21 protein-coding genes are annotated in these 26,583 nt (G+C 45.1%); 12 read left to right on the top strand and 9 right to left on the bottom strand.

The annotated features are described in order from the left end of the window. Window positions 1-281 precede the first annotated feature (281 nt). Complete coding sequence (locus V5G28_RS13560) at window positions 282-1,010, top strand: lysophospholipid acyltransferase family protein (protein WP_073631495.1); 729 nt, start codon at window positions 282-284, stop codon at window positions 1,008-1,010. Between the two features lie 107 nt (window positions 1,011-1,117). Further along, complete coding sequence (locus V5G28_RS13555) at window positions 1,118-1,936, top strand: alpha/beta fold hydrolase (protein ID WP_332988574.1); 819 nt, start codon at window positions 1,118-1,120, stop codon at window positions 1,934-1,936. Between the two features lie 107 nt (window positions 1,937-2,043). Here the strand turns inward: V5G28_RS13555 and V5G28_RS13550 are convergent, their stop codons facing one another. Continuing rightward, window positions 2,044-2,391, bottom strand: a complete 348-nt coding sequence (locus V5G28_RS13550; RefSeq protein ID WP_442994261.1) for a sensor histidine kinase — start codon at window positions 2,389-2,391, stop codon at window positions 2,044-2,046. 2 nt (window positions 2,392-2,393) lie between these two features. Continuing rightward, entirely contained in the window at window positions 2,394-4,199 is a 1,806-nt protein-coding gene (locus V5G28_RS13545) for a PAS domain-containing sensor histidine kinase (protein WP_336230554.1), read from the bottom strand. A gap of 376 nt (window positions 4,200-4,575) precedes the next feature. Here V5G28_RS13545 and V5G28_RS13540 point away from each other — a divergent pair, with 376 nt between their 5' ends. The 6 genes from V5G28_RS13540 to V5G28_RS13515 all read left to right on the top strand — a co-directional run bounded on the left by V5G28_RS13540 (window position 4,576) and on the right by V5G28_RS13515 (window position 14,176). Further along, complete coding sequence (locus tag V5G28_RS13540; protein ID WP_332988570.1) at window positions 4,576-5,766, top strand: YcjF family protein; 1,191 nt, start codon at window positions 4,576-4,578, stop codon at window positions 5,764-5,766. Window positions 5,767-6,037: 271 nt separating this feature from the next. Continuing rightward, a complete protein-coding gene (locus tag V5G28_RS13535; RefSeq protein ID WP_332988567.1) occupies window positions 6,038-9,991 on the top strand; it encodes a PAS domain S-box protein in 3,954 nt (1,317 codons plus the stop codon). A gap of 10 nt (window positions 9,992-10,001) precedes the next feature. Next, on the top strand, window positions 10,002-10,478 hold the full coding sequence (locus V5G28_RS13530; protein WP_332988565.1) for a response regulator: 477 nt from the start codon (window positions 10,002-10,004) through the stop codon (window positions 10,476-10,478). Window positions 10,479-10,480: 2 nt separating this feature from the next. Then, window positions 10,481-12,214, top strand: a complete 1,734-nt coding sequence (locus V5G28_RS13525) for a hybrid sensor histidine kinase/response regulator (RefSeq protein WP_336230553.1) — start codon at window positions 10,481-10,483, stop codon at window positions 12,212-12,214. A 14-nt stretch (window positions 12,215-12,228) separates the two neighbouring features. Beyond that, window positions 12,229-12,591, top strand: coding sequence for a response regulator (locus tag V5G28_RS13520; protein ID WP_336230551.1), 363 nt, complete (start codon window positions 12,229-12,231; stop codon window positions 12,589-12,591). A 106-nt stretch (window positions 12,592-12,697) separates the two neighbouring features. Next, a complete protein-coding gene (locus V5G28_RS13515) occupies window positions 12,698-14,176 on the top strand; it encodes a leucyl aminopeptidase (RefSeq protein WP_096561122.1) in 1,479 nt (492 codons plus the stop codon). 112 nt (window positions 14,177-14,288) lie between these two features. On the opposite strand, the gene V5G28_RS13510 is transcribed toward V5G28_RS13515, so the two are convergent. The 4 genes from V5G28_RS13510 to V5G28_RS13495 all read right to left on the bottom strand — a co-directional run bounded on the left by V5G28_RS13510 (window position 14,289) and on the right by V5G28_RS13495 (window position 18,422). Continuing rightward, complete coding sequence (locus tag V5G28_RS13510) at window positions 14,289-15,365, bottom strand: LOG family protein (RefSeq protein WP_096561123.1); 1,077 nt, start codon at window positions 15,363-15,365, stop codon at window positions 14,289-14,291. Window positions 15,366-15,832: 467 nt separating this feature from the next. Next, window positions 15,833-16,054, bottom strand: coding sequence for a hypothetical protein (locus V5G28_RS13505; RefSeq protein ID WP_332988556.1), 222 nt, complete (start codon window positions 16,052-16,054; stop codon window positions 15,833-15,835). Between the two features lie 457 nt (window positions 16,055-16,511). Then, window positions 16,512-16,880 carry a thioredoxin gene (gene trxA, locus V5G28_RS13500; protein WP_332988752.1) on the bottom strand — a complete coding sequence of 123 codons (369 nt, stop codon included), beginning with the start codon at window positions 16,878-16,880 and terminating at the stop codon, window positions 16,512-16,514. A gap of 378 nt (window positions 16,881-17,258) precedes the next feature. Continuing rightward, a complete protein-coding gene (locus V5G28_RS13495; RefSeq protein WP_332988553.1) occupies window positions 17,259-18,422 on the bottom strand; it encodes a GuaB3 family IMP dehydrogenase-related protein in 1,164 nt (387 codons plus the stop codon). Window positions 18,423-18,753: 331 nt separating this feature from the next. Between V5G28_RS13495 and V5G28_RS13490 the strand changes: the two genes are divergently transcribed. The 3 genes from V5G28_RS13490 (at window position 18,754) to V5G28_RS13480 (ending at window position 24,123) form a co-directional block, all read left to right on the top strand. Continuing rightward, the gene (locus tag V5G28_RS13490; protein ID WP_332988551.1) at window positions 18,754-21,237 is read left to right on the top strand and encodes an endonuclease MutS2; all 2,484 of its coding nucleotides are present in this window, start codon (window positions 18,754-18,756) and stop codon (window positions 21,235-21,237) included. Between the two features lie 514 nt (window positions 21,238-21,751). Further along, a complete protein-coding gene (locus V5G28_RS13485; RefSeq protein ID WP_041037349.1) occupies window positions 21,752-22,357 on the top strand; it encodes a DUF3038 domain-containing protein in 606 nt (201 codons plus the stop codon). Between the two features lie 89 nt (window positions 22,358-22,446). Beyond that, the gene (locus tag V5G28_RS13480) at window positions 22,447-24,123 is read left to right on the top strand and encodes a DUF4335 domain-containing protein (protein WP_332988547.1); all 1,677 of its coding nucleotides are present in this window, start codon (window positions 22,447-22,449) and stop codon (window positions 24,121-24,123) included. A gap of 109 nt (window positions 24,124-24,232) precedes the next feature. Here V5G28_RS13480 and V5G28_RS13475 read toward each other — a convergent pair whose 3' ends face one another. From V5G28_RS13475 to V5G28_RS13465, 3 genes are read right to left on the bottom strand one after another with little or no spacing between them, the layout of a single operon-like run. Further along, window positions 24,233-24,694 (bottom strand): ferredoxin, encoded by a 462-nt coding sequence (locus tag V5G28_RS13475; RefSeq protein WP_096561129.1) that lies wholly within the window; start codon window positions 24,692-24,694, stop codon window positions 24,233-24,235. Continuing rightward, entirely contained in the window at window positions 24,694-25,080 is a 387-nt protein-coding gene (locus V5G28_RS13470; RefSeq protein WP_096561130.1) for a DUF1257 domain-containing protein, read from the bottom strand. The genes V5G28_RS13475 and V5G28_RS13470 overlap by 1 nt, the downstream gene beginning before the upstream one ends. Before the next feature lie 39 nt (window positions 25,081-25,119). Next, window positions 25,120-25,329 (bottom strand): DUF2997 domain-containing protein, encoded by a 210-nt coding sequence (locus tag V5G28_RS13465; protein WP_332988539.1) that lies wholly within the window; start codon window positions 25,327-25,329, stop codon window positions 25,120-25,122. A gap of 1,143 nt (window positions 25,330-26,472) precedes the next feature. Between V5G28_RS13465 and V5G28_RS13460 the strand changes: the two genes are divergently transcribed. After that, the coding region (locus V5G28_RS13460; protein WP_332988749.1) for an RRXRR domain-containing protein at window positions 26,473-26,583 on the top strand (111 nt) is incomplete at its 3' end.

Raw genomic sequence — 26,583 nt, 5'->3', positions numbered from 1 at the left:
GCTTTCATATTAGCAAATTTCTCTGGTTTAAGTTTGTTTGATGATAAGTATAAATTCAGTTAATCTCTATAAAAAAGACAAGAAAGCCTTGTTAATATCCACAAAAAATTTGTCATTACATTTCAGATTATTAAAGGATAAACCTGTTCTGCACAATGGGTTTTAACGATTTTGTTGCTCTGACATTTCTACCTTAAGACAGTCGTCCTGATTAGTAAAGAAATGTAAAAATTCCATCAAGTTCAGCTGCGAAATTTTCGGAAAATTTATATTGAAAAGACATGAGTGTAAGTAGCCCCCTTGAGATTTCTCGCTGGTTACTGGCGGCGCTATCAACCAAAATATTTCGTTATTACGAGGATCGCATTCCCCAAGATGCCAGTGTGTTAGTAGTGAGCAATCATCGCAGCTTTATGGATGCACCAATTTTAATGGCGGCGCTATCAAATCCGATTCGCTTTGCTTGCCATCACTACATGGGGCAAGTCCCAATAATGCGGGAGATTGTCACAGGACAATTAGGCTGTTTTCCCTTAGAGGAGGCAAACCAACAGCGCCAGCAAAGCTTTTTTCAGCAGTCACAACTCCTATTGCAGTCAAAGCAAATAGTAGGAGTCTTTCCCGAAGGAACAAAACCGATGGTGGAATTTACCCAGCCCAACCGGGTGGGCGAATTTCAACGAGGTTTTGCTCACTTGGCATTGCGAGCCCAAGTACAGGATTTAGCAATTTTGCCAATTGCAATAGCGTCCCTTGAAGAAGTTAACACATCTGCTGTACCTTTGAGGGTATTAAGCCTGTTTGACCCTTCAGAACCTTTATTTAATCAACCAGGTTGGCATCCGTTAGTTACATATCGTCGTGTCGCCGTATTGATTGGTCGCCCATATTGGATTAAGCCTCTACAAAAAGAAAAATACCAAGGGAAAAAAGCAAAAACTGTGGTGACGGAATTGACAAATCATTGTCACTCTGAAATTGCAAAGTTACTACATGAAGGTTGCTACTAATAACCTTTGTCATTAGTCCGATGTGGTTTGTCCTTAGTGAGCGAATAACTATTGACAAATAACAAATGACTGATGACTGTTAACTCATGACTAATGACTGTTGACTCATGACTATTCCAAAAGTAAAGCTCAAGCCGTGTTTCCTCACACCTAAAAGACTCCAGCCAGAGTTTCCGTTGTTTGTATATTTGCCAGGGATGGATGGAACCGGTCAACTCTTGCGATCGCAAACTGCTGGATTAGAAGCCGGCTTTGATGTCCGTTGTTTAGCAATTCCAAGGGAAGACTTCACCAGTTGGGATGTGCTGGCTAATAACGTATTGGACTTAATCCATGCAGAATTAGAAAAAACGAAACAGCGTCCGGTTTACCTCTGTGGAGAATCCTTTGGGGGTTGTTTGGCTCAGAAAGTGGCGATCAAAGCACCGCAGCTTTTTAAGCGCATTCTTCTTATCAACTCAGCCAGCGCCTTTAATCTTCGCCCTTTGTTAACTTGGACTTCTCAACTGACTTACTTAGTCCCATCCAACCTTTATGACATCGGCGCATTAGGTTTATTGCCGTTTTTGGCAGCTTTGGCACGCATTTCCAAAAGCGATAGGCACGAACTCCTGAAAACCATGCGCACCGTACCACCACAAACTGTCCTCTGGCGAATCTCTTTACTGAGAGAGTTTCATGTTGATGATGTGGAATTATGTCACCTCACTCAACCCGTTTTGGTGATTGCCGGTGCCAACGACCGACTTTTACCTTCTTTGGATGAAGCAAGACGTTTAGTCAATATCTTGCCTAACGCCAAAATGGTGGTACTACCACAAAGCGGACACGCTTGCTTATTAGAAACAGATACGAATCTTTATGAAATTATGAAAGCTAACAATTTTTTAGAAAGTAGCGCCCAAACAGTTGAAGCGCTGGGGTAAGCAGAGTTTTAGCGTATTTATGAACACTTAGACCCCAAGAGTATGCTTTAATTCTTGAGGAACTGATGTTGTTCACGCTCTTAGGATAGTTAATTTTGACCTGACTTTCATAGACTGTCGCATGGAAGTTCAACTGTAAACGTCGTACCCAGTCCTTTCCCTGCGCTAGCTACGTGAACAGTCCCACCATGCATTTCTACGAGATGGCGCACAATAGCCAAACCTAATCCCATACCACCGTATGACCTTGTCATTGTGCTATCAGCTTGGCGAAAGCGCTCGAAGACGAATGGTAGAAATTCAGGGTTGATACCAATGCCTGTATCTGTCACTGTAATTCTGGCATAGTTTAGGCAGTTTAGAGCCGGGAGTGGGGAAGATGAGGAGGATGAGGAGGAAGTTGCTTTCTTATTTGGCTTATCTGCCTCATCTGCCTCGACTCTTTGGAGATCCACTTCTACTCTTCCCCCTGGGATGTGAACTTAATCGCATTAAATAGCAGATTCAACATAATTTGCTGCAAACGCTTGGCATCGCCTAACACTCTGCCTACCTTTGGATCTAAGTTTGAGTGAAGTTGAATTTGCTTGGTATCAGCAGCTAAACGGACATGATCAATCGCTGCTTCGATGATAGGGGCAAGTGCAATTGAAACAAGCTTCATCTGCAACTTGCCTGTAATAATTTGGGAAATATCCAGAAGATTCTCGACGAGCTGTATTTGTGTCCGGGTGCTATGCTCAATTTTCTCCATAGCGCGTGCGGTTGTGGTTGGATTTAAAGAGCCATTTTGTAGTGTTTGTACCCAGCCCAAGATAGCACTAAGGGGCGATCGCAACTCGTGTGAGACTACGGCTAAAAACTCATCTTTGGTGCGGTTCGCCTGAGTCAATTCCGCAGCTTGTTGCCGCAAAGCCTTTTCCAATTGCTTCGTCGGCGTCAGATCAAGAACAAAGCAGATGCAACAATTAACACAACCTTCTAATAAAGCCATCCCAATGAGAATGGGGACGCGGCTGCCATCTTTGCATATAAACTCTTTTTCATAAGGGTTGCAACTGCCAGATTTTTTCACCTGTGCGATCGCCTGCTTATCCAAGCTCAGATATCCTCTAGGAGTCATATCTATCCATTGCAGCTTGCCAGCACGTAAATCTTCTTTTGTGTAACCGACCATCAAAAGAAAAGCATCGTTAGCTTCTGTGATGTTGCCAAGAAAATCCATGACTGTGCTGCCAAAGATGTTAGACTCAACCAAACGCCTAAACCGAGATTCGCTTTGCCGCAAAGCCTTCTCTGTCTGCTTGCGCTCTGTAATATCTAAAAAGTAAACTGATAGACCATCTGGAGACGGATAGAGGCGAACAGCGAACCACTTGTTAAATATTGGGAAAAACTCTTCATAGGTGACACTCACCTGCTGTTCTAGTGCTTGATGAAACAGTGTATATGATTGGGAATTTATTGTATCGCCGAATACATCCCACACCCTCAAACCAGTTAGCTCCCTAGCACTTTTTCCTAGAAGTTTTTCTGCCTGAGAATTCACAAAAGTGTAACGCCATTGAGTGTCTATAGTGACAAAAGCATCAGTAATACTTTCGAGAATACTCGTCATTCGTGCGCGTGCGACTTCAGCCTCTTTCCTTGCTTGTTGTTCGCGCGCTAAAAGGTCGATGCGTTCCAACTCTAAGAGTTTGCGTTCGCTGATATCACGTAATAGCCAGCGTACAGCAATCAGGTTTCCAGAGCGATCGCGCACAGCTGCCATGGTTATGGCAACCTCAATCAGGTCACATTTACGGGGTTTTACGCGTACTTCCCACTCGTGTAATTTCTCTTGTCGATGAAGCTTGTTCAGATGAGAGCGAAAACTTTGTCGTTCTGTAAGGGGAATAAAGCTGACTAGGAGTTTGCCTACCAACAAATGCGGCGAAACCTTCAGGAGGATAGCAGCGGCGCTGTTAGCTTCTTCGATGACTCCATTGTGATCTGTGAGTAAATAGGCATCAGGTGCAAACTCTAACAATTCTTGGTAACGGCAACGTTCTCCTTCCACCAACTTTTGAGCGTTTTCCAACCAATCATTCTGCTGGCGTAGTTCTTCCTCGGCTACCATCAGTTCTTCTAAAGCGATGTGTAGCTCTTCCAACGCTTTGCTCAGAAGTTTCTCTGGGGCTGCCGATTTCTGAGTATACTCAAGCAGTCCAGCCAATTGTGAGCGCCATACCTTGATCTGCAAAGAAAACTCGTTGACATTCATGAATCGGTGGTTACTGACAAAGCAAGTGAGATATGGCTCAAAACAAGAACTAGTATATCTTTAACAATTGCATAACGAAGCGGGTTTCGGCACTCTTTTTTTGATTTATTATAAAAATCCTTAACGATTCATAAAACCTCACAATATTTAACACGGCGAAAGTTTTTGACTCTTGATTGTACAGTGTTGACAGCTCTAACGAACACTTTACAAGAGCCAAAACCGACTGTTGTCGTAGCTTTAATGAACGTTTATTAGACTAATGGTTGGATAAACCACGAAAGATATTCGACAAATTGTGCTTACAGAGAGAGGAAAAAGCAATGGCACCAAAGCTACAAACAAAATAGAAAGATGTTTGCTAGGTGGCTGAAAAATGAAAACCGAACCCCAACAAAAAACAGTGAATTCACCCGCTTCGGCATCACAACATGCCGATAATCGGTTGCCAAACACTCAGCAAAAAGATAGAGAATCTTTTTTAAAATCCTTCTTGGAAGCTGGAAAAGGCGTAGCAGAAAAAGTCGTTGGGGTCAAAGAAGCAGCGACAAAACAAACAAACCAGTTGATTTCGCAAGGGACTCAAACAGCAGGAAAGGTCGTCAATCGTTTGAGTGAAATCTGGCTGATCCGAAAACTATCTGGAGTCTTAAATTTGAATTGGCTTCTTGGTTCTGTTGATAACGTCAATTTGGACAAAGCGGAAGCAGCAGCCAAAAAGCTTAAGGAAAAATATCCCAAGGAATCTCCTAGCCAGCTTGCCCACCGCATCATGGTTGAGAAAGCAACAAAGGCAGGCGGTATTGGATTGGCAACTAGTATTTTACCTGGATTCGCGGCGGCTTTATTGGCAATTGATTTAGCAGCTACCACAGAGTTACAGTCAGAAATGGTTTATCAAATTGCAGCTGTCTACGGATTGGATTTAAAAGACCCTTCCCGTAAGGGAGAAGTGTTGGGGATTTTTGGTTTGGCGTTGGGTGGTGGTCGTGTTTTGAAAGCAACAGGTTTAGGTTTGCTGCGAAATATACCTTTTGCTGGTGCAGTAATTGGTGCTAGTTCTAATGCAACGATGATTTATTCACTGGGCTATGCAGCTTGTCGATTTTATGAAGCGAAGCTAGATGAATCAAAGTCGCTCACTTCTCAAGAGACACTGACAGAGTTAAAACAACAGAGCGAAAATTATCTGAAAAAAGCCATTGCTCAAGAAGCGTTAATGGATCAAATTTTGGTTCACATGATCCTTGCCACTTATCCAGAAAAAACATGGCAAGATATTTTGCCAGAGTTGCAAGCTTTGAATCTCAGTTCTACCTCCTTGGAAGCAATATCTCAAAACATTAAATCGCCTCAACCTTTGGATACACTTCTCAATCAACTCAACCGTGATTTTGCTGTACCCTTGTTGGCTCAGTGTTACAGAATTGCCCAAATCAACGGTGAGACTACACCAGTTGAACAAAATATCATTCAAGCAATAGCTACGAAATTTGACCTTGATGTTAATTCTATTCAATCCACTGTGAATGTAAATACATCTACAGGCATTAGAAATAACAAGTAACTTTTTGTTGTTCCTTTGCTCTGGTCATAGATGACAATAGATGACATTCAATCAACAAACCCGGTTTCTTTGGAAAACCGGGTTTGTTGTTAATAATTAGTGACAAAAATTTAAATATCTGTCTTAAGGTAAATCCATAAACATTGGCATCAGTCGTAAGGTGGATTTTATAAACACTTTCAGAGTATTTCATTTGGTAAAGCAATGTAGGAAACTATGTCCTGCAACTATCATATCAAAGAACAGAAGCTTGAACTTAGGGTGAAGGTTTATGCTTAACTTCACCACCAGAACTGTTGCACACTTGCAGCGTGTCTTTGTTATTTTCGTCAGTTGTGTCGTATTGATTGGCTGGATATTTGATATAGCTCTACTTAAGAGCATGATGCCAGGACTTCTCACGATGAAAGTTAATACTGCGATCGCTTTCTTGCTGTCTGGGCTGTCACTTTGGCTTTTGTCAAGCCAGAACACCGGGGTAACTTCTTCATCCTCTCCATCCTCCTCACTCCTTATTGCCCAAGGATGCGCGCTCGCAGTCGTATTTATTGCCTTAATCACATTATGTCAATACCTAATTGGGTGGAACTTAAGAATTGACGAACTGCTGTTCCGTGGCTCGCTAGAAGCTGTAGAAACATCTGACCTAGGTTGGATGGAGGCAAATACCGCCGTGAATTTTCTGCTATCAGGTGTGGCGCTATGGCTGTTAGGGCAGAAGAGTCACCGCAGTTATTGGCTGGCTCAGGCTTTGAGCTTGATTGCCGCTTTGATTTCTTTGCAAGCATTTGTTGGCTATGCCTACGGGGTGAAAAATTTTGACCAGATCGGCGTTTATACTACCTCAATGGCGTTACACACAGCACTGGCGTTTGGGGTGTTTTGTGTGGGAGTGTTGTACACCCATCCTGATCGCGGCTTCATGCAAACAATTACGACTGAACTGAACGGCGGCGTGATTGGGCAAAGCCCAGTGCCGCAAGCGGCAATCGCCCGTCAGGTGATACCAACTGCGATTGCGCTTCCCCTAATTCTGGGCTGGTTGATTCTTCTAGGGCAAAGGGCAAAACAATACGACACCGAGTTTAGCATATCGCTGCTCGTGGTGTCGCTGGTTGTAATGTTTTTGGCGCTGATTTGGCGTAATGCTGAGTTTATTAACCGGGTGGATGGGGAACGCAAACAGATATTGCAGAAGCTAAAGCAACAAGCTGCGACGCTGCAAGAGCAAGCTGAACTGTTGGAACTGACGTATGAAGCAATCTTTGTCCGTGATGCCCAAAATGTCATTACCAAGTGGAACCAAAGCGCAGAAGAAATGTATGGCTACTCAAAAGCAGAAGCCATAGGACAGGTCAGCCATAAACTCCTGCAAACCCAATTACCAGAAGGTGGTGTTGAAAACCTCGACACAGGCTTGCAGGAAACAGGGCGCTGGGAGGGCGAACTGATTCACACCCGCAAAGACGGGGTGCAAATTGTGGTAGAAAGCCGTCAGGTTGCAATTCATAATTCTCAGGGTGAACTTGTTGGGTTTTTGGAAGTAAACCGCGATATTACTGGACGCAAACAAGTAGAAGCCGCACTACGCGAAAGTGAAGAACGCTATCGGTTGCTTGCCGAAAACGTTCCCCAGATGGTTTGGATGACCCGCTCTGATGGCTTTGGAGAATACTTCAATCAGCGCTGGCTAGATTACACTGGACTCAAACCTCAAAAAACTTTGCTGTCAAATTGGCAGCAGGTGGTTCATCCCGACGACTTGCCAAAAGCCATAGAAAAATGGACAACCGGGCTTAGGACAGGAAACCGAGTTGAGGTACAGTACCGTCTCAAACGAGTTGATGGTGTTTATCGTTGGCATATAGCACAAGCTTTACCATTACGTGACGAAGGCGGCACCATTGTCAAGTGGTTTGGCACCTGCACAGATATTGATGACCAAAAACGGACAGAAGAAGCATTGCGTCAAAGTGAAGCGCGGCTGCGGCTATTTGTAGACTCCGATATCATTGGTATTCAGTATGGCGATGTGTACGGGGGACTGAGTGAGGTAAACGATGCCTACTTGCACATTCTTGGCTATAGCCGCAAAGATTTTTTAGACGGTGGAGTGCGCTGGACTGATATAACGCCACCAGAGTATCTGCCGTTCGATAAGGCGGCGATCGCCGAGGCAAAAGTCAAGAAAGTCTATCCTCCTTATGAAAAAGAATATATCCGCAAAGATGGCACTCGTGTTCCCGTGTTAGTTGGGTTTGCCTTAGCTGGGGAGAAACAGGAAGAGGCGATCGCCTTCATTTTGGACATCAGCGAACGCAAGCGAGCAGAAGCAGAACGCGATCGCTTCTTTACGCTATCGTCCGATATGTTCTGCATTGCTGGATTTGATGGCTACTTCAAGCGATTAAATCCAGCGTGTGAAAAAATTCTCGGCTATACTCAGGCAGAATTGCTAACCACACCATTTATTGAGTTTGTCCATCCAGAAGACCGAGCAAAAACCTTAAAAGAAGTCGAGAACCTGGTAACAGGAGCCATTACCGTCAATTTCGAGAACCGCTACCGCTGCAAAGATGGTTCCTACAAATGGCTAGTTTGGAATTCTGTTCCTGATGTTGAGTTAAAGTTAGTGTATGCGGTTGCTCATGATATTACTGACCGCAAACAGATAGAGCAGACACTGCGAGAGCAGGCAGATGCTTTGCGAATTAGTACAGAACGTCTGGATTTGGTTATCCAGGGAGCCGAACTTGGTTTATGGTACTGCAACTTACCACTGGACAAGCTGATTTGGAATGACCAGTGCAAAGCGCATTTTGGTCTACCACCTGATGCCGAAGTCACTATCGATTTATTTTATCAACTGCTGCATTGTGATGACCGGGAACCCACACGGCAGGCAATTCAAGCCTCTATTGATCAGACTGGTGGCTATGATGTTGACTACCGCACAGTTGCCCCAGATGGACAAGTACGCTGGATTCGGGCGATTGGGCGTACTTTCTGTGATGCGGCTGGGACACCGAAGCGCTTTGACGGAATTACTATCGACATAAGCGATCGCAAACGAGCCGAAGCCGCCCTTATGGAAAGCGAGCAGCGCTTTCGCCACGTCACAGATACTGCTCCCGTGATGGTTTGGATGTCTGGTAAAGATAAACTCTGTACTTACTTCAATAAACCTTGGTTAGATTTTACTGGGCGGACGTTGGAGCAGGAATTAGGTGATGGTTGGGTTCAAGGCGTCCATCCTGATGATATGGTGCGCTGTCTGGAAACATATACTCATGCATTTGATGCCCGCCAAGAATTCCGAATGGAGTACCGCCTGCAACGCTTTGATGGAGAATATCGCTGGCTTTTAGATATTGGCGTGCCTCGGTTCACCCCCGAAGGTGAGTTTCTTGGTTACATCGGCTCTTGTATTGATATTGAAGACCGTAAGCAAGCCGAGGCTCAAATTCGCCAAATTAACGAAACTTTGGAACAACGGGTGAAACAACGCACAGCTCAACTAGAAGCTGCCAACAGAGAACTAGAATCCTTTTCCTACTCAGTTTCCCATGACTTGCGGGCACCGTTGCGGCACATCACCGGATTTGTAGACTTGCTGCAAAAACGCCTTGGATCAACAGGACTGGATGACACCAGTCAGCGTTACGTGAACATCATCACTGAAGCCACCAAACAAGCGGGTAAATTAATAGATGATTTGTTAACTTTCTCCCGTGTGGGACGCTCAGAAATGCGTCATACCACAACTGACATGAATCTACTGGTGCAAGAAGTGCAACGCGATCTCATATCAGAAAATAAAAACCGCGAAGTTTCCTGGCAAATAGAATCCTTGCCTCAAGTATATGGTGATCCCTCAATGTTGCGGCTGGTTCTGCGTAACCTGCTGGAAAACGCTCTTAAGTATAGCAAAACCCGCCCCATAACAGAAATTACTGTAGGCAATACCAGCAGTGAGCAAGAAGTGGTATTCTTCGTGCGAGATAACGGCATTGGTTTCGATATGAAATACGCTCACAAATTATTTGGCGTTTTTCAACGGTTGCACAGCGATCCACAGTTTGAAGGCACGGGTGTAGGATTGGCAAATGTCCAACGCATTATTCACCGTCATGGTGGACGCGTCTGGGCAGAAGGTGAAATAGATAATGGAGCGACGTTTTATTTTTCGCTACCAAGGGGGTCTGGAGTGAGAAGTGGAGAGTAGAGAGTATACGATGGAATTAAAGCGCATTCTCCTAGTTGAAGACAGCATTAACGATGTTGAGTTAATCCTGACTTCACTGGCAGAAAACCATTTGGGCAATGAAGTCGTTGTCGTTCGTGACGGCGAAGAAGCATTGGATTACCTGTATCGTCGAGGTTTGTATCGTTTGCGCCGCGAGGGTCATCCTGTTGTAGTGCTGCTGGATCTCAAATTGCCAAAAGTTGATGGGATAGAAGTCCTGACGCAACTCAAGGCAGATCCAGGATTGAGAATCGTGCCGGTGGTCGTATTGACCTCCTCGCGAGAGGAGCATGATCTGGCTCGCTGTTACGACCTTGGCGTCAACGGCTATGTGGTTAAGCCTATCGATTTTCATGAATTTGTTGAAGTCATTAAAGGACTTGGCTTATTTTGGGCAATAATTAATGAACCGCCTCCCGGTTCCATCCCTCCGGCACGCAGTACTCAAGGAGTAGCAGGAATATAGCAATGTCAGGTCTAAGGATTCTCTTGCTCGAAGATAGTTTGCTAGATGCAGAACTGATCCACGCCCTGCTCAACGAAGGCGGTATTGCCTGCGAACAGGTACACGTGAAGACGCAAGCTGAATTCCAAACGGCATTGGATCAAGATGGCTTTGACTTAATTCTTTCAGATTACTCCTTACCTGGATTTGATGGTATTACAGCTCTTTTGATGGCGCAGCATCACTGCCCAGATATTCCCTTCATTTTTGTGACCGCAACAATGGGTGAGGAAGTCGCCATTGAAACCCTGAAAAGGGGGGCAACTGATTATGTTCTCAAGCAACGGTTAGAGCGTCTAGTCCCTTCAGTACGCCGTGCGCTGCGCGAGGCTGAGTATCAACGCGCCTGCAAAATTGCCGAAGCAGAACTGTACCGCCGCGAGCAGGAATTTAGAGCTTTAGCAGAAAATTCACCCGACGTGATCGCCCGCATTGATACTAAACTCCGCTACTGCTACGTAAATCCGGCAACAGAACTAGCAACCGGCATACCACTAGAAAAGTGGATTGGCAAAACCGTTGCCGAAATGGGGTATCCAGAGGAACTTGCTACTTGGCAAGAAAAATTGCGCCAAGTGTTTGCCACAGGAATTGGGTGCTGGATGGAGTTTGATTTTACCGGCTCAAAAGGACGCATTTACTACCAAACACGTATAGTGCCGGAATTTACACAAAATGGGACGATCCAATCATTACTGACGATTGGTCGTGACGTGACAAATTATAAGCTGGCAGAGCAAGCATTACAGAGAAATGAAGCTCAGTTACGGCAACAAAAAGAAGAATTGGAACAGGCAAACCGGATTAAAGACGAGTTTCTGGCAGTGCTTTCCCATGAATTGCGATCGCCACTCAATGCCATTTTGGGCTGGGCAAAAATACTACGCAGCCGCACCTTAGATCCAACAAGCTTAAGTCGTGCCTTAGAAACAATTGAGCGTAACGCCAAGTTACAAACACAACTTATTGAAGATTTGCTAGATGTATCTCGCATAATAAGTGGTAAATTGACTCTGCGTCCTTACCCAACAAATTTGATTCCAGCAATTGAAGCCGCAATTGACACAATGCGTCTAGCAGCTCAAGCCAAATCAATCGATTTGCAATTTACAATTTTAAATTCTGGATTAGCAACCGAAGACAAAATCACAAGCGCACAAAGAGAATTCTCTTTACCTCCCCAATCCACAATCCAAAAGCCAAAATTCCTTGTTCTAGGCGATCCCAACCGATTACAGCAAATTGTTTGGAATCTCCTGTCTAATGCTATCAAGTTTACTCCACACGGAGGACTCGTAGAAGTGAATCTCGAATGGGTAGATGAGGGAGCTCTTGAGCAGGGGCGCAGGGAAGAAAATTCCTTAGCATCCTATGCCAAAATTTCTGTAAAAGACACAGGGATTGGTATAAAATCTGATTTTATTCCTTACGTATTCGACTCCTTTCGTCAAGCAGATGGTTCTACCACTCGTAAACACGGCGGTTTGGGATTGGGGTTAGCAATTGTACGTCACCTCGTAGAACTGCATGGTGGAACTGTCAGCGCACAGAGTTCAGGAGAAAAACAAGGAGCAACATTTACGGTGCAATTGCCACTCCTTGAGAAGAAAGATAAGCAAAGGGGAAAAGGAAAAGATGGGGGAAAAATTCTTTTCCCTCATTATCTGATCAGCTCAACACCCCATCATTTCCGTTAGAAGGAGTGCGCGTCTTGGTAGTAGATGATGACGCTGACTCACGAGATTTTTTGATATTCGCTTTGCAAGATTTTGGAGCGATCGCCACTGCTGTCACCTCTGCTTCCTCAGCATTAGAAATTCTAACGACATTCCAACCAGATGTCCTGATTAGCGATATTGGTATGCCAGAACAAGATGGCTACAGCTTGATTCGGCAAATTAGGGCATTGCCACGCGAACAGGGAGGAGACATTCCGGCGATCGCCCTGACGGCATATGCTGGGGATAGAGATCGTAGCCTCGCGCTTGCAGCAGGTTTCCAAAGACATCTTTCTAAGCCTGTGATGCCAGATCACCTAGCAAATGTAGTCGCAGAATTAGTCAAGACTCATTAGTCATTGTGGCAATACTCGCTTCGCTCTCTACCCCATCTTTCCAGTTAGCATAAAGCGCCTATTTTGCGCAATACTGGTACAAGAAGTTTTACACAGAATACAGGAAATGGACATTCGTGCGACTGATACTCCCCTATTAGAATGGACGGGGGATGGTTTAGTAATTGGATTATTTGAAGATGCAGTAGAGTTAACTGGCGAACTTGCAACTTTAGATGAAAAGTTGGCTGGTAGTATAAAAGAACTCATTACCGAAGAGGAATTTAAGGGCAAACAAGGCAGCAGTGTTTTCACCCGAGTAGGTGCTAATAGCCCAGTTCGTAAAATTATACTAGTAGGTTTAGGGAAACCCGAAGCTTTAAAATTAGACGGCTTGCGCAGAGCCGCAGCTACCGCAGCCAGGTTAGCTAAAAAGCAAAAGAGCAAAACTTTGGGGATTAGCTTGCCAATTTGGAACAACGATCCAACACAAACCGCGCAAGCGATCGCCGAAGGAGTTCAATTAGCACTATACCAGGATAATCGCTTTAAATCTGAACCAGAGGATAAAGGACCACAAGTCGAAACAGTCGATTTACTGGGATTGGCTGGACAGGAAGCAGCTATTACCCGTGGCAATCAAATTGCCGCTGGTGTATTTTTAGCACGGCAGTTGGTTGCAGCTCCCGCTAACTCTCTAACACCAATTACAATGGCGGAAACTGCTCAACAAATCGCCTCGGATCACGGTTTGCAAATAGAAATCCTAGAACAGGAAGACTGTGAAAAACTAGGCATGGGAGCTTTTTTGGGAGTAGCAAAAGCTTCTGAACTACCACCTAAGTTTATTCACTTAACTTATAAGCCAGAAGGGACACCAAAACGTAAGCTAGCGATTGTCGGCAAAGGTTTAACCTTCGACTCTGGTGGACTTAACATTAAAGGAGCAGGTAGCGGCATTGAAACCATGAAAATTGACATGGGTGGTGCTGCCGCAACTTTAGGAGCTGCTAAAGCGATTGGTCAACTCAAACCAGATGTCGAAGTTCACTTCATCTCCGCTGTCACAGAGAATATGATCAGCGGTCGTGCCATGCACCCAGGCGACATTTTGACAGCTTCCAACGGCAAAACTATTGAAGTCAATAATACCGATGCAGAAGGACGTTTGACTCTAGCAGATGCCTTGGTATTTACTGAAAAGCTAGGAGTCGATGCAATTATTGATTTAGCAACTCTTACGGGTGCTTGTGTCATTGCCTTAGGAGATGACATTGCTGGTTTGTTCTCTCCTGATGATGCTTTAGCTAAGCAGGTAGAAAAAGCGGCTGAAGCCTCAGGGGAAAAGTTTTGGCGCTTGCCAATGGAAGAAAAATACTTTGAAGGGCTGAAATCTGGCATTGCCGACATGAAGAATACTGGACCACGTCCCGGTGGTTCAATTACTGCGGCTTTATTCCTCAAGCAATTCGTCAAAGAAACTCCTTGGGCGCACTTAGACATTGCAGGTCCAGTTTGGACAGAAAAAGAAAATGGCTACAACGGTTCTGGTGCGACTGGTTTTGGCGTTCGTACTCTCGTAAATTGGGTGCTAAGCGATAGCTGATGCAGTGCTTGGGAGATCAGGGGAATGGGGGAGATGAGGGAGACTCAAATTTTGAATTTTGAATACGTGAATTTTGAATTGATTTCCCCTGCTCCCCTAGTCCCCTGCTCTCCTACTTCCTCTCCGGATGCGCCTTTTCCTCGGGCGAAGGAGTACCCATGTGGTTAATCACTTTGATCAGCTGGTACAATCGCCCTAAATCTCTTTGATTAAAGTATAAAATCAGGCGGGGTAGCGCAAAAGTTTCATCTTGCGCTTCTTGTGGTAAAGCCTGACTTTTTTCAATTTGTCCTGTAACCAGAATGTCGCTGAAATCAGTGTTAAGTTGTTCGACCTCAGCATCTGATAAATCTGATTTAAGACGAATGACTAGGCGATCGCCCACGTAGCGGCAGGAGTGATAGACTTGGTAAAAACTGGTAATCGCTTTGCAAGCGACATCCAGGTTATCCGTCACCGTGTAAAGGCTGGGATCATCTGGACTTACCAGACCTTTTTGCACCAGTTGCTTTTCGATGTATTCGCTCCAAGACCGCCAGTAATCACCTCCAGGGTGGTCGATTAAAACCAAAGGTATCGGACCAAACTTACCTGTCTGGCTCAAGGTCATGCACTCAAAAGCTTCGTCTTGCGTCCCAAAACCACCTGGAAACAAGGCTATAGCATCGCTTTCTTTTAGGAGAAACAGCTTGCGGGTGAAGAAATACTTAAAGTTAATGAGCTTCGGATCTCCCTGCATAACCGGGTTTGCCTCTTGCTCAAAAGGCAGTTGAATATTCAAACCAAAAGAATTTTCTCGTCCAGCACCTTCGTTACCCGCTTGCATAATTCCGCCACCACCACCTGTCATCACCATAAATCCCAATCGACAGACATAGCGAGCAAATTCGTACGCCATGCGGTATTCTGGTGTTTCTGGCGATAGACGAGCAGAACCAAAAATTGTGACTTTGCGAACGTGTCGATAAGCATAAAACAGCTGGAAACCGAGTTCCATATCTGCTAAAGCAGTGGACAATATCTTCCAATCGAGACGTTCAATTTCTTCACTCTTCTGAGCCAGACGCACTATCGTCGCTAGCGCCTGGATGATATATTGCTGATGCTTTGACGTAGGTAAGTGTTCAAATAATTTAGCGATATCGGTTTGGAGAGACTCTAATGTGTCAAACGACGCTTTGGAGGTCATGAGAACTGCTGCCAAAATGGCATTACATTTTATCTAAATTTCATGTGGAATTTCTAAACCGCTACGCAAAGTCCAAAGTCCAGAGTTTTAGGGCTTACGCAAGAACTCTGGTGAAACTCTTATTTCTATGCGAAGACAGCGCACGCTGCGCGTATGCCTGCGGCACGCTGCGCGAACACGAAGTGTGCGCTTTGCGCTTACGTGTCCTAGCCTGCGGCACGCCGCTGCGCGTCTAATGCGTACGAGTGCGGTTCGTTGTGGCACGTCAGTTGACTGGTGGTTCGGCAAACCCTCATTCGCCCTTCAGCACCCTGCCCATAGCTCGCTCCGCTTCGGAGCTAACGCGCTTCACGTAGTCTGCGTAAAACGCTTACAGTACTGGGATCACCAGCCACCTGTGACGGGAAATCCTTTGCAGATACTGGCGGGAGCAACGCACTGCCTCCTCTTGACTTTTAACGACTTCTTCACAAGATAAAGTACCTTTGGTTCAACACAAACCAAAGAACTGGTAATCGTTGCTGTCGCCAACTTGTCTTGATCAGACCAAATGGTTCGATATCGGATTCTATTTGCAACGGACGCAGCGATCTACGTCTGTTGGCAATTGGGTAACAAACAGCCTCTAATCGGCATCGCCATACCAATGCCAGCAGTTGCAATTCCCAACTTAACCCACTTTGTCTCACTGCTGCAAGCCAAGGAATGTCTATTGGACTGCTTTAGTTAATTGTTGTGTACTCGATCACCCTCGCGCTCGCGCCAAAGGCGCAAGCTGCGCGTAGCGTCTGGGCTCTTGAGAAGGGGTTGACGCGATAGGACTTATGCAGCCGTTGGGTGTATTAACAAAGTGTAACGTAACTTCACCTTATGATGCCTTACGTAGCACTTTCGACTTTTATACATAATCAGAGATTAGTACAGAGGCTGAAAACTCACCCTACGGTAATTTAATGTTTACTTTACAAATAATCGCCCACAACAAAAAACTCCCTCGGCTACGATCGCCTAAGCGCTACTAAACATATGCTGAATCACAAAAGCAACAAATTTATAGAGAGGCGATTGCCGCCTCTCCATTCTTTACGAATCTTTACTTTCAAAGAGCAAACCGAAGACTGTTTAGCAGTTTTCAAGCGATTGTGTTCAAATATATTTCTCTACAGTGGTAGCTAGTGTAGTTTTCGGTACGGCACCCACCACCATATCAACTTTTTGCCCACCCTTAAAAATCATCAATGTAGGAATGCTGCGAATGCCGTACTGGCTAGCAACATTCGGGTTTTCATCGGTGTTGACTTTAACTACTTTGAGTTGGCTTCCGAACTGCCCGGCAATTTCATCGACAACAGGGGCAACCATCCGGCAAGGTCCGCACCAGGGTGCCCAAAAGTCAACTAAAACAGGAATCTCGCTATCTAGTACTTCCTGTTTAAAGGTAGAGTCTGTAACTTGTGCCGCTGCTGACATGCGTAAAAACCTTTGCCTATTATTATGTTGGAGTTTGCTGAAAATTCTACCATAGCAAAAACCACTGCTTGCCAGTCAGACACATACTTTTGCATATGGCTTTTGCATATGGCGTTTGAACTTATTCAAAATAACTATTTATTAAGGAACCGCCCGAACAGTAGCCGGGCGGAGTGTGGTGTGAGGAGTGAACGGAAACATGCGTCTCCGCTATCTCTATTTTAGGCGACATATGGGATTTTTCCAGTAATAGTTTGAGAGTCTGGAAAAATTTATTTAATAATTCGATGTGCAGCATTGAGTATCGGGCATGGAGAAGTGCGCCGACTGAGGCGCAACAGATGAAAGCGTCTCTACATTTGTTGGTCGTTGGTTATCATACAGTACTACTAACGACTAACTCCTAACGAGTACCGAGTCGCTTTATTTACCCATACCTAATTGTTGTGCTTTTTGGTAGACTTTACCTTCGGTTAATAAAGAAGGAGCAATCACAACTTCCACTTGCTGCATTTCTTTGATGTTTTTGGCTCCCAGAGTGCCCATGCTCGTCTTTAAGGCTCCCAAAAGATTATGAGTTCCATCATCGAGTTGTGCTGGTCCTCTGAGGATTTGCTCTAGGGTGCCAGTGGTGGCGACACGAATGCGGGTACCACGAGGCAAGACGGGGCTAGGAGTCGCCATTCCCCAATGGTATCCCCTTCCTGGAGCTTCGGCGGCTCTGGCAAAAGGAGAGCCTATCATCACACCATCGGCACCGCAGGCAATGCACTTGCAAATGTCCCCGCCAGTGATTAAACCTCCATCAGCAATGACTGGCACGTATTTGCCAGTTTCTTGGTAGTAATCATCGCGTGCAGCAGCACAGTCGGCGATCGCTGTTGCTTGTGGTAAACCGACACCCAGCACACCACGAGAGGTACACGCTGCACCAGGACCAATTCCCACCAGTACTGCTGCTGCCCCTGCTTTAATTAAATTCAGGGTGACTTCATAAGTGACGCAGTTTCCTAAAATCACAGGGATCGGCATTTCTTGGCAAAATTGAGCCAAGTCAAGTGGCACGACAGACTCTGGTGACAGGTGTGCAGTAGAAACTACAGTTGCTTGCACAAAAAATAAATCTGCACCTGCTTTTGCCACGACTGAACCAAATTTGCTTGCCCCTACGGGAGTTGCACTCACTGCTGCAATGCCGCCTTGTTGTTTTATTTCCCCAATCCGTTGTTCAATTAATTCCGGTTTAATGGGTTCAGCATAAAGTTCTTGCATCAAGGGAACAAATTCTTCTTTACCCACTGAGGCAATGCGGTCTAAAATAGGCTCTGGGTTGGCGTAGCGAGTCTGAATTCCTTCTAAGTTCAAAACGCCCAATGCTCCTAGCTGCGACAGAAGCACAGCCATGCGGACATCAACTACGCCATCCATTGCACTGGCGATAATCGGAATTTCGCGCTCAATATTGCCAATGCGCCATCTGGTATCAGCCAAACTTGGATCTAGTGTTCTGTTTCCAGGGACGAGTGCAATTTCATCTATTCCGTATGCCCTGCGAGCCGTTTTTCCCCGCCCAATTTGAATGTCCACGCTTTTGTACCCCAATCTGTTCTAGCTAGGGTATCAAAATTATGAGGGTATTTGCAGAGGTTTTGTAAAAGAGACTGGGGATTGGGGATTAGGGATTAGGGATTGGGGATTGGGTAAGGGAGCCTCAAAATTATGTCCGGGGCAATAAAGACCTAGACATATTTTGGGGCAATACATATGCGCTCAATTGTGACTCCTGACTTCTTGTACTGGCAAGACAAAGAAATTATTTAATGATTACGGGAAATTTCACCTTAGCGGGTGAGCAGCTTAGGCGATAGTGTTGTTACCATAATTTCATATTTCATTCAGGTTAGATGTTTTTTAAGCCTTGATCCAATCTGAAACTTTAGAACTACTTGAATGGTCTCGCCTCTGCCAGCATTTGTCCACCTTTGCGGCAACCAAGCTGGGGACTATTGCTGCACGCCATCTAAAAATTCCGGCGTCGCCACCCGAAAGTGAGCAGTTGTTAGCGCAAACAAAGGAAATCTACGAACTGGAAAACCGCCTCGGTCCAGGGTTGTCGTTTGAAGGAATTCAAGATATTGGTGATTCTTTAGAACGCGCAGAACTGCAAGGAATTCTGGTAGGAGATGAACTGTTAGCGATCGCCACGACTCTCGCTGGTACAAGAAACTTACGTCGTGTGATCGACAACCACCCAGATTTGACGATATTGAATGATTTGGTTGCCGATTTACGGACTTATCCAGAATTAGAGCAAGAAATTCACAGGTGTATAGATGAAAGAGGGCAGGTGAGCGATCGCGCCAGCCTAAAACTCGGTGAAATTCGCACTTCTGTTCGGCAAGTACGCAGTCAAATCACCCAAAAACTGCATAATATTTTACAGGTAAAAGCGAATGCAGTTCAAGAACAAATCATTACACAAAGAAGCGATCGCTATGTTATTCCCGTGAAAGCGCCCCAAAAAGACGCTGTACCGGGCATTGTCCACGATACTTCCACGAGCGGCGCAACATTGTACGTGGAACCGAATTCCATAGTTCCTTTGGGAAACCAATTGCGGCAGTTGGTCAAAAGAGAGGAAGCAGAAGAAGAAGCGATTCGCCGTAATTTAACTCAGCAAGTTGCTGCTGTCAAGCCGGATTTAGAAAGGTTGTTAGCAATTGTCACAACCTTGGATTTGGCATTGGCAAAAGCGCGTTATAGTTTCTGGCTCAAAGCAAATCCCCCCCGCTTTATTCACCGTGAGGAAAACGAAACCATTACCTTGCGGCAGTTGCGTCATCCGCTTTTAGAGTGGCAGCATCACCATGAACAAGGATCTGCAGTCGTCCCGGTTGATTTGCTGATTGCGCCGCACATTCGGGTAGTTACGATTACCGGTCCAAACACTGGCGGTAAAACTGTAACCTTGAAAACTCTGGGTTTGGCAGTATTGATGGCAAAAGTAGGCTTATTTGTGCCTGCTCGTGAACCCGTAGAATTGCCTTGGTTTGACAAGGTGCTGGCAGATATAGGCGATGAACAGTCGCTACAGCAAAACTTATCCACCTTTTCTGGTCATATTCGCCGCATCAGTCGGATTTTGTCAGCAATAGACGAGGTAGGAGATGAAGCAGATGAGGCAGATGAGGCAGATGAGGCAGATGAGGCAGATGAGGAGGATAAGACTTCCTCATCCCTCCCCTCGTCTTTAATCTTGCTCGACGAAGTGGGCGCAGGAACAGACCCTGCTGAAGGAAGTGCTTTGGCAATATCGCTACTACAATATCTAGCAGACCATGCCCTGTTGACAATTGCGACCACTCACTTTGGTGAACTAAAAGCACTGAAATATGAAGATGAGCGGTTTGAAAATGCCTCTGTAGAATTTGATGAAAGTACCCTTTCACCCACTTACCGTTTACTATGGGGAATTCCAGGACGTTCTAACGCTCTGACAATTGCCCGTCGCTTGGGTTTGAAACCAGAAGTTGTGGAACAGGCGAAAACCCAACTGGGAGGAGCAACAGACGAAGTTAATCAGGTGATTGCTGGGTTGGAAGCACAACGCCGCAGTCAGGAAACGAAAGCAGCACAAGCACAAGATTTGTTGCAGCAAGCTGAGCGTTTATACAAAGAAGTATCCGCAAAAGCCACAGGATTAGAGGAAAGAGAACGTGCTTTGCGTGCCTCGCAAGAGGTGGCAGTGCAGCAGGCAATAACTCAAGCAAAAGGTGAGATAGCTCAAGTGATTCGCCGTTTGCAGCAAGGTAAGCCAACAGCACAAGACGCCCAACAAGCAAGCAATGCTTTGAAACAAATAGAAGAAAAATTTATACCAAAAGCACCACCAAAACCGAAAGTGGGATTTGTTCCCAAAGTGGGCGATCGCATCCGTATACCCAAGCTAGGGCAAACAGCGGAAGTCTTAACTGCTCCTGATTCTGATGGTGACTTAACAGTCCGCTTTGGGATCATGAAGATGACGGTGAAGGTACAAGACGTAGAATCTTTAGATGGTCAAAAAGCTGAACCAGTTGTAAAGGAAGCCAAGAATAGAGGAGCAGACGAGGCTAGGAGCAGAGGAGAGTCAAAAATCACAACCTTGGCAGAAACTCCTGCAATTCGCACATCTAAAAATACGGTAGATTTGCGTGGGCGTAGGGTGTCTGATGCCGAAATAACTTTAGACAAAGCAATTTCCGAAGCAACAGGACCAATATGGATTATTCACGGACATGGCACGGGTAAGCTGCGGCAAGGAGTTCACGCCTTCTTGCAGCATCACCCCAGAGTCAGCCGTTACGAAGCAGCCGAACAAGCCGATGGCGGTACTGGTGTGACGGTTGCTTACGTTGAATAGTATTGAAATTTGATTCTTCAAGCAAGAATCCGGGTTTTTCTTGTGGCAATGAGTATAACTGAAATAAGCTGTGATGCATTCACATTGCATCATGAGTGGTGAGAGACGTGCTTTGTCATAAGTTATTTCTAATTAGAGATGACTTGTGACAAATGAATGTCTTAACAAAAAAATAAGCAAGTTATACGTGTGTTAGCTTAATCACTAGTAACCAATTGCGCTACTATAAATAGCGATCGGGTACTAGTAAAAATCTGTATACCGATGTGTATTTTTAATAAAAAATAAAAATCAGCCATATGTGTTCGGCAGACAAAACACAATTTATAAAGCTTATACTTTTTTCAAAATAGCTTTTCGTCATAGAGTTAAGACAAAGACCTCTGCTGTTCACCAAAATGATAGAAGCTGTAGCTCCTGGCTTCGGCTAATAGTGATTGGAAACCAATCTTCAGCCTTGAGAGTCTGGTTTCAAAATGGGTAACAGCAACAGCCCCTACCAGCCTGATCACCTATGCTAAAAGTTATGCACTCTGCCGCGAATTCACCCGCTCCAAGTTCTCAGTGGGAGGATTTAATTAACCTCCCAGCCCCGAATTCAGTTCAATGGGACAATATCAAAACCCAGTTGGACTTGGTGCTGTTGGCGTTAGAAACTTTAACTGGCATTGGCTCCGAGGCAATGCTACAAGCGGCAGTCAATCTCAATTTAGAGTCGAGAGTGCCGGATCGCGTGGCATTATGGCGACTGCGCCAGTCTAATCCGCTGCGTAAAGGTCAAGGAGGACGAAAAAAACTAGATGTGGAGGAAGCTAGGGCGCTTGTTCTCATTACTTGCTATCTTGCCAAACAGCACCAAGAATTGATTCGCCGTGCTGTTGGTCTATTGGAACAAATGGCGGAAGACAACCGCGAACCTCATCAGGCTGCTTTACTTGGAGATTATATTGATGCTTTTTGCAACACTTACCAAGAGCGGATGGAGGAAGACGCGACAATTTCCACTGATGAACTTACCCACCTAGCACTAAAAATGCTTATAGATTTACTTTTTTACAGTGGACCTGGTGGGCACCGCCGTCTGTGGCTAGCACTGATTGACCGTTCCATCAAATTCTAGATTTGAGATTTGTGAGATTTTAGATTTCCCAATCAAAAACCAAAAATCAAAAATCAAAAATCAAAAATATCCTGCTCGCAGTTCCTGCCATGCCTGTATCAAATTCTGTGATCCGTCGGTATACACCGCCCACTTGCACGCTAGAAGTCTTGGCGCAGAGTTCAGCTTTGTCTCAGTGGATGGGTAAATCTGTCCTCAAGCAGCTAGAGTTTGAGCTTCGCTTTGACGATCCGCGATTGCCAGAGGAAAAGAGAATCGCAATTAAAGGCGACAGCGACCAGCTAGAGGCTTTGTGTGCAGTAGTGACAAACTACGTCCAAGAGTTCCTGCAAATGTCTCCTGAAAGCTTTTGGGCAAATTTCTCCAGAACACATGACGCAAGCTTCATATCTGATGAGCCTGAAGAAAGAAATTTTAACAACTCCTCTTTACTAGAAACTCAAGCGATAAACTCCTTTACCCAGAGACCAGTTGCAGATATACACATAAAACCTAGCACTCACTTAACTCACAACCTTTTTCTTGGTTCTCTGGCAAACCCAGGATCTGGTCCTGTCATTGAGCTGAGTCTGCTACAATTATTCGACTTAGCAACTGCTCTAGATGAGTATTCTGCTGATGTCATGGCGCTACCAAATCTCACGCCTCGTTCTACGAGGAGTCGGATACCGACTTGGGCACCGGTTGCAGCAGTTTTGGTTGTAGCTGTGGGTTTAGCACCACTGACTTGGCAGTATGCTAACCAAAACAGACAAAAGCAGACAGCCAAAAAACCAACGGCACAACAGAACATTGCTTTAGAATCCTCACCACAGAACCAACCCTCATCAGGACTACCTACATTCGCTCCCCCTGATAGTTTGCCTTCGCAGTCGCTACCACCGCTTGGTTCTCCGTTACAAGTACCTAATTCTACTGCTTCTCCACCAGCGATCGCTCAAACATTGCCTAGTGTGCCTGCAAGACCTCAAACATCTGGAAAATTTACACTCCCCTCTGCGTCCCAAACATCTCCTAGCCTAGGTAATGTCCCCACAGCACCTTTACCATCTTTAGGAACTACGCTGAATATACCTGGAACACCAAAAGCTCCAACCCTCTCAACCTCTCCACTCAACACAGAACCAAAGCCAAAAATTGCTATTCAATCCCAACCAAGGCAAAACAGTACGGCATTAACATCAATTCCAAAGAGTGGCACTTCTTCTGCAGCAGAGCAACAGAATTCAATACCAAGCAATTTGCCCAGCACAGGTAACATATCTCCCGATATCTCAAACGCCCCCCCACCACTAGCCACCTTACCCAATTCCAGTGGTGCTAGCCGTGAGCCATCTTTCTCGCAACCAGGCACCTCTGAACCAAGTGGTACTGATGCATTAATCACCAGATTGCGGGAAGCCCGTAGAAATAGAGGCAATCTCCCTACAGAAGTGGCTACAACTAGTAGTGGCACTGCTGCTACCAGTAGTGACACGTTGTTTGATACGGCTCAAGTCGCACAAGCTAGAGAAAAATTGAAAAAAGGTTGGCAACCGCCTTCGGGATTGAGCCAAAGCATTGAGTATAGTTTAGTCGTGGCTGTTGACGGCTCAATTGAGCAAATTTTACCTTTAGGAAAAGCTGCCAGAGATTTCGTTGACCGCACAGGGATGCCTCTGATTGGTGAACCTTTTGTTTCTCCTAATAAAAATGGACAATCTGTAAAAATTCGAGCTGTTTTTAGTCCCGATGGCAAGGTGCAGACTTTCCCTGAGAAAGAATAGTTGAGCAAACTCATCCATACTACTTATGCCACCAGACACTGCCTAAGTTTCATCATTAAAAATAGGAGGACTGGTCAAACCAGTCCTCCTACATGAGGTGAAACTAACTTTAATAACGAGATTTTTTACGGGTTAGTTTTTGCCTTTTCCGTCGCCGTTGGGCAGCTACAACTGCCCCTTCCACTGGATATCCAATTAAGGGAATGACCTGATATTTCCGTTCTTCTTCTAACTTTTTCAATTTGGTGTAATCAACCCAGTGGATGCAATCAACAGGACAAGTGTCAATTGCTTCTTGAATAACCTCTTCTGGGTCGCCGTCTTGACGAATCACACGCGATCGCCCGTAATCTGGTTCAATATAAAATGTGTTACGGGCAACATGGGCACAGTGCAAGCAGCCGATACAGGTAACTTCGTCCACATAAACACCCTTTTGCCGCAAAACACCACCCAATTCCGGCTCAAAACCAGAACGTTCTGGCGCGTCTCGTAAAAAACCGCCCAATTCTGGTTCAAAACCTGAGCGGTTGTCTTCCTCTTGTTCCGGCGACGGCAAAAAATCAGACATTACGCACTCCAGCGCTGTACTAATAGGCGGATAGAACCATCTTCATTTTTTTGTTGTTCAGCAACTTGAAATCCAGCACGAGCAGTTTCTTTGACTACTGTTTGGTATGCATAGCGTTGTGTGACGCGGCGCAAGAAACCTTCAACTGATACGTCTTGCTGCCAGTACTGTAAGTCAGCAACCAGTTCGTATTCTTTGCCAGTCCATCTAAAGCCGATATCATAACCATTTTCCTGCTCAATGGTAACTTCGGCATTATGGGTTTGACCGCGATAACCACGGACTTCCCGTGGACCTTGCTTCCAGTCTATACCCAATTCTGTCAGTGCATCTTTCAAGGAATCAATGTTACGGATTTGGGTCTTGATTTGGCTAAAGTGTGACATGGTGGTTCTAAATCAATGTAACTAAACTAGTTTGAAAACTTACCAATCGCTGCGGCTGGTTTGCGTATTTACCACACCAGATTGCTGCACCTTGGTAGCAAAGTATTCTGAAGTTGACTCCTGAGTTAGTACTTGTCCTAGCTGTGCCTCTATCGCTGCTGTAACTTCAGCGCAGGACGCACCCACAATGCCAGTGACTTTTTCTTGTACCCGACCGTCTGGATAAATTACGAACTCTAAAGTCTCCATGCTTTTTGCTAACCAAAATCCTAGGCTTGGACAGTATTGCTGTAGCGACTTGCTACAAAAGTAGCCATGTGAGACAGCGTTTTCTCTTAGCTACAAATTTGCCATTTGTTAACTAATGTTCCATCTCTCAAAATATATATCTCATAAAGTTAACAAAAATTATTATTTGTATAGGGTACTACTTCTCATATTTGTTAGTTTCTCTTAACCTTATCAATTTAGTCAAGCTAAAAGTTAGACTGATAATTTCAGGGACATAACGGCTAAAAACCTGCATAAGCAGTAGTAAGAGCCGCAAAAATGGTAAAATTTGTCAAAATATTTGTTATTATCATCAAAAATAAGCTGTTTCATATCTGCACCTTACTTGCCCGCAGGAACCAAAGCTTATGAGTTGTCAAACAAAGTTTGCCTCGGCAGAGTGTCAAACTCTTTATCTTTATGAGTCTAGCAGCAATTTTTATGAGTCTAGCAGCAGCGGTGGGGAACCACATAGAGTTGTGAGTATGGGGAAAAGCTAGCCCGCCACTGGAATTGAAAATTCAAAATTAAAGTTAAAAATTAGTTTTGAATGATGGATTTGGAATTAAAGCTGTATAGCTACGTAAATTTAGTTTAACAAGCCGGATCAATCTTGTCGGTGGCGATCGCCATGAGACTGGTGTTGACTAAACGGTAGGGTAAGCTGTTATTTAACTCTAGAAAGTTGACCATGGATGCAGAGCAAGTGACAGGTTCTACTCATCTGCGCTCCGAAAAACCTATACAGAACTAGTCAACTATAGACAAAGCTGTACAAAGTCAGAGCGTGCAGACTAAGACTCTAGAAGTCTACGATTTTTGAGTCATGACACCTACAAATGAACGCCAGTTTGTAGCCACCGAAGTTTGTTACGGAGGGAAACCAACGCCAGTCACCTGGGCGTGGGAAACCCCAACGGGAGAGCCAGTTGCCTAGGTCGGGAAACCCTCCTGCAGCACTGGTCTCACCGCCTGCATGGCTAGCGCTTCTCCTAACAACTTCTCACTGTCGAAGACGGTTAAGCAATCAGTAAACAGGTTTATAGCTGTAGTGCCGTCTTCCTAGTAAGCTCTTAAATCATTGTCGAGGTAAACCTTACTTAGAAATAAGGATGACAGAATATGTCGAATTATGTTTTTCTAATCGACCAAAACAAAACACCACTCAATCCAGTGCATCCGACACAAGCTAGGAAGCTACTGAATTCTGGGAAAGCAGCAGTATTTCGGCGC

The organism is Scytonema sp. PRP1, from assembly GCF_036697665.2.
Taxonomy (GTDB): domain Bacteria; phylum Cyanobacteriota; class Cyanobacteriia; order Cyanobacteriales; family Nostocaceae; genus Kalymmatonema; species Kalymmatonema gypsitolerans.
The sequence above is the reverse complement of the archived record's forward strand: the minus strand, read 5'-3'. Positions and strand labels throughout refer to the sequence as shown.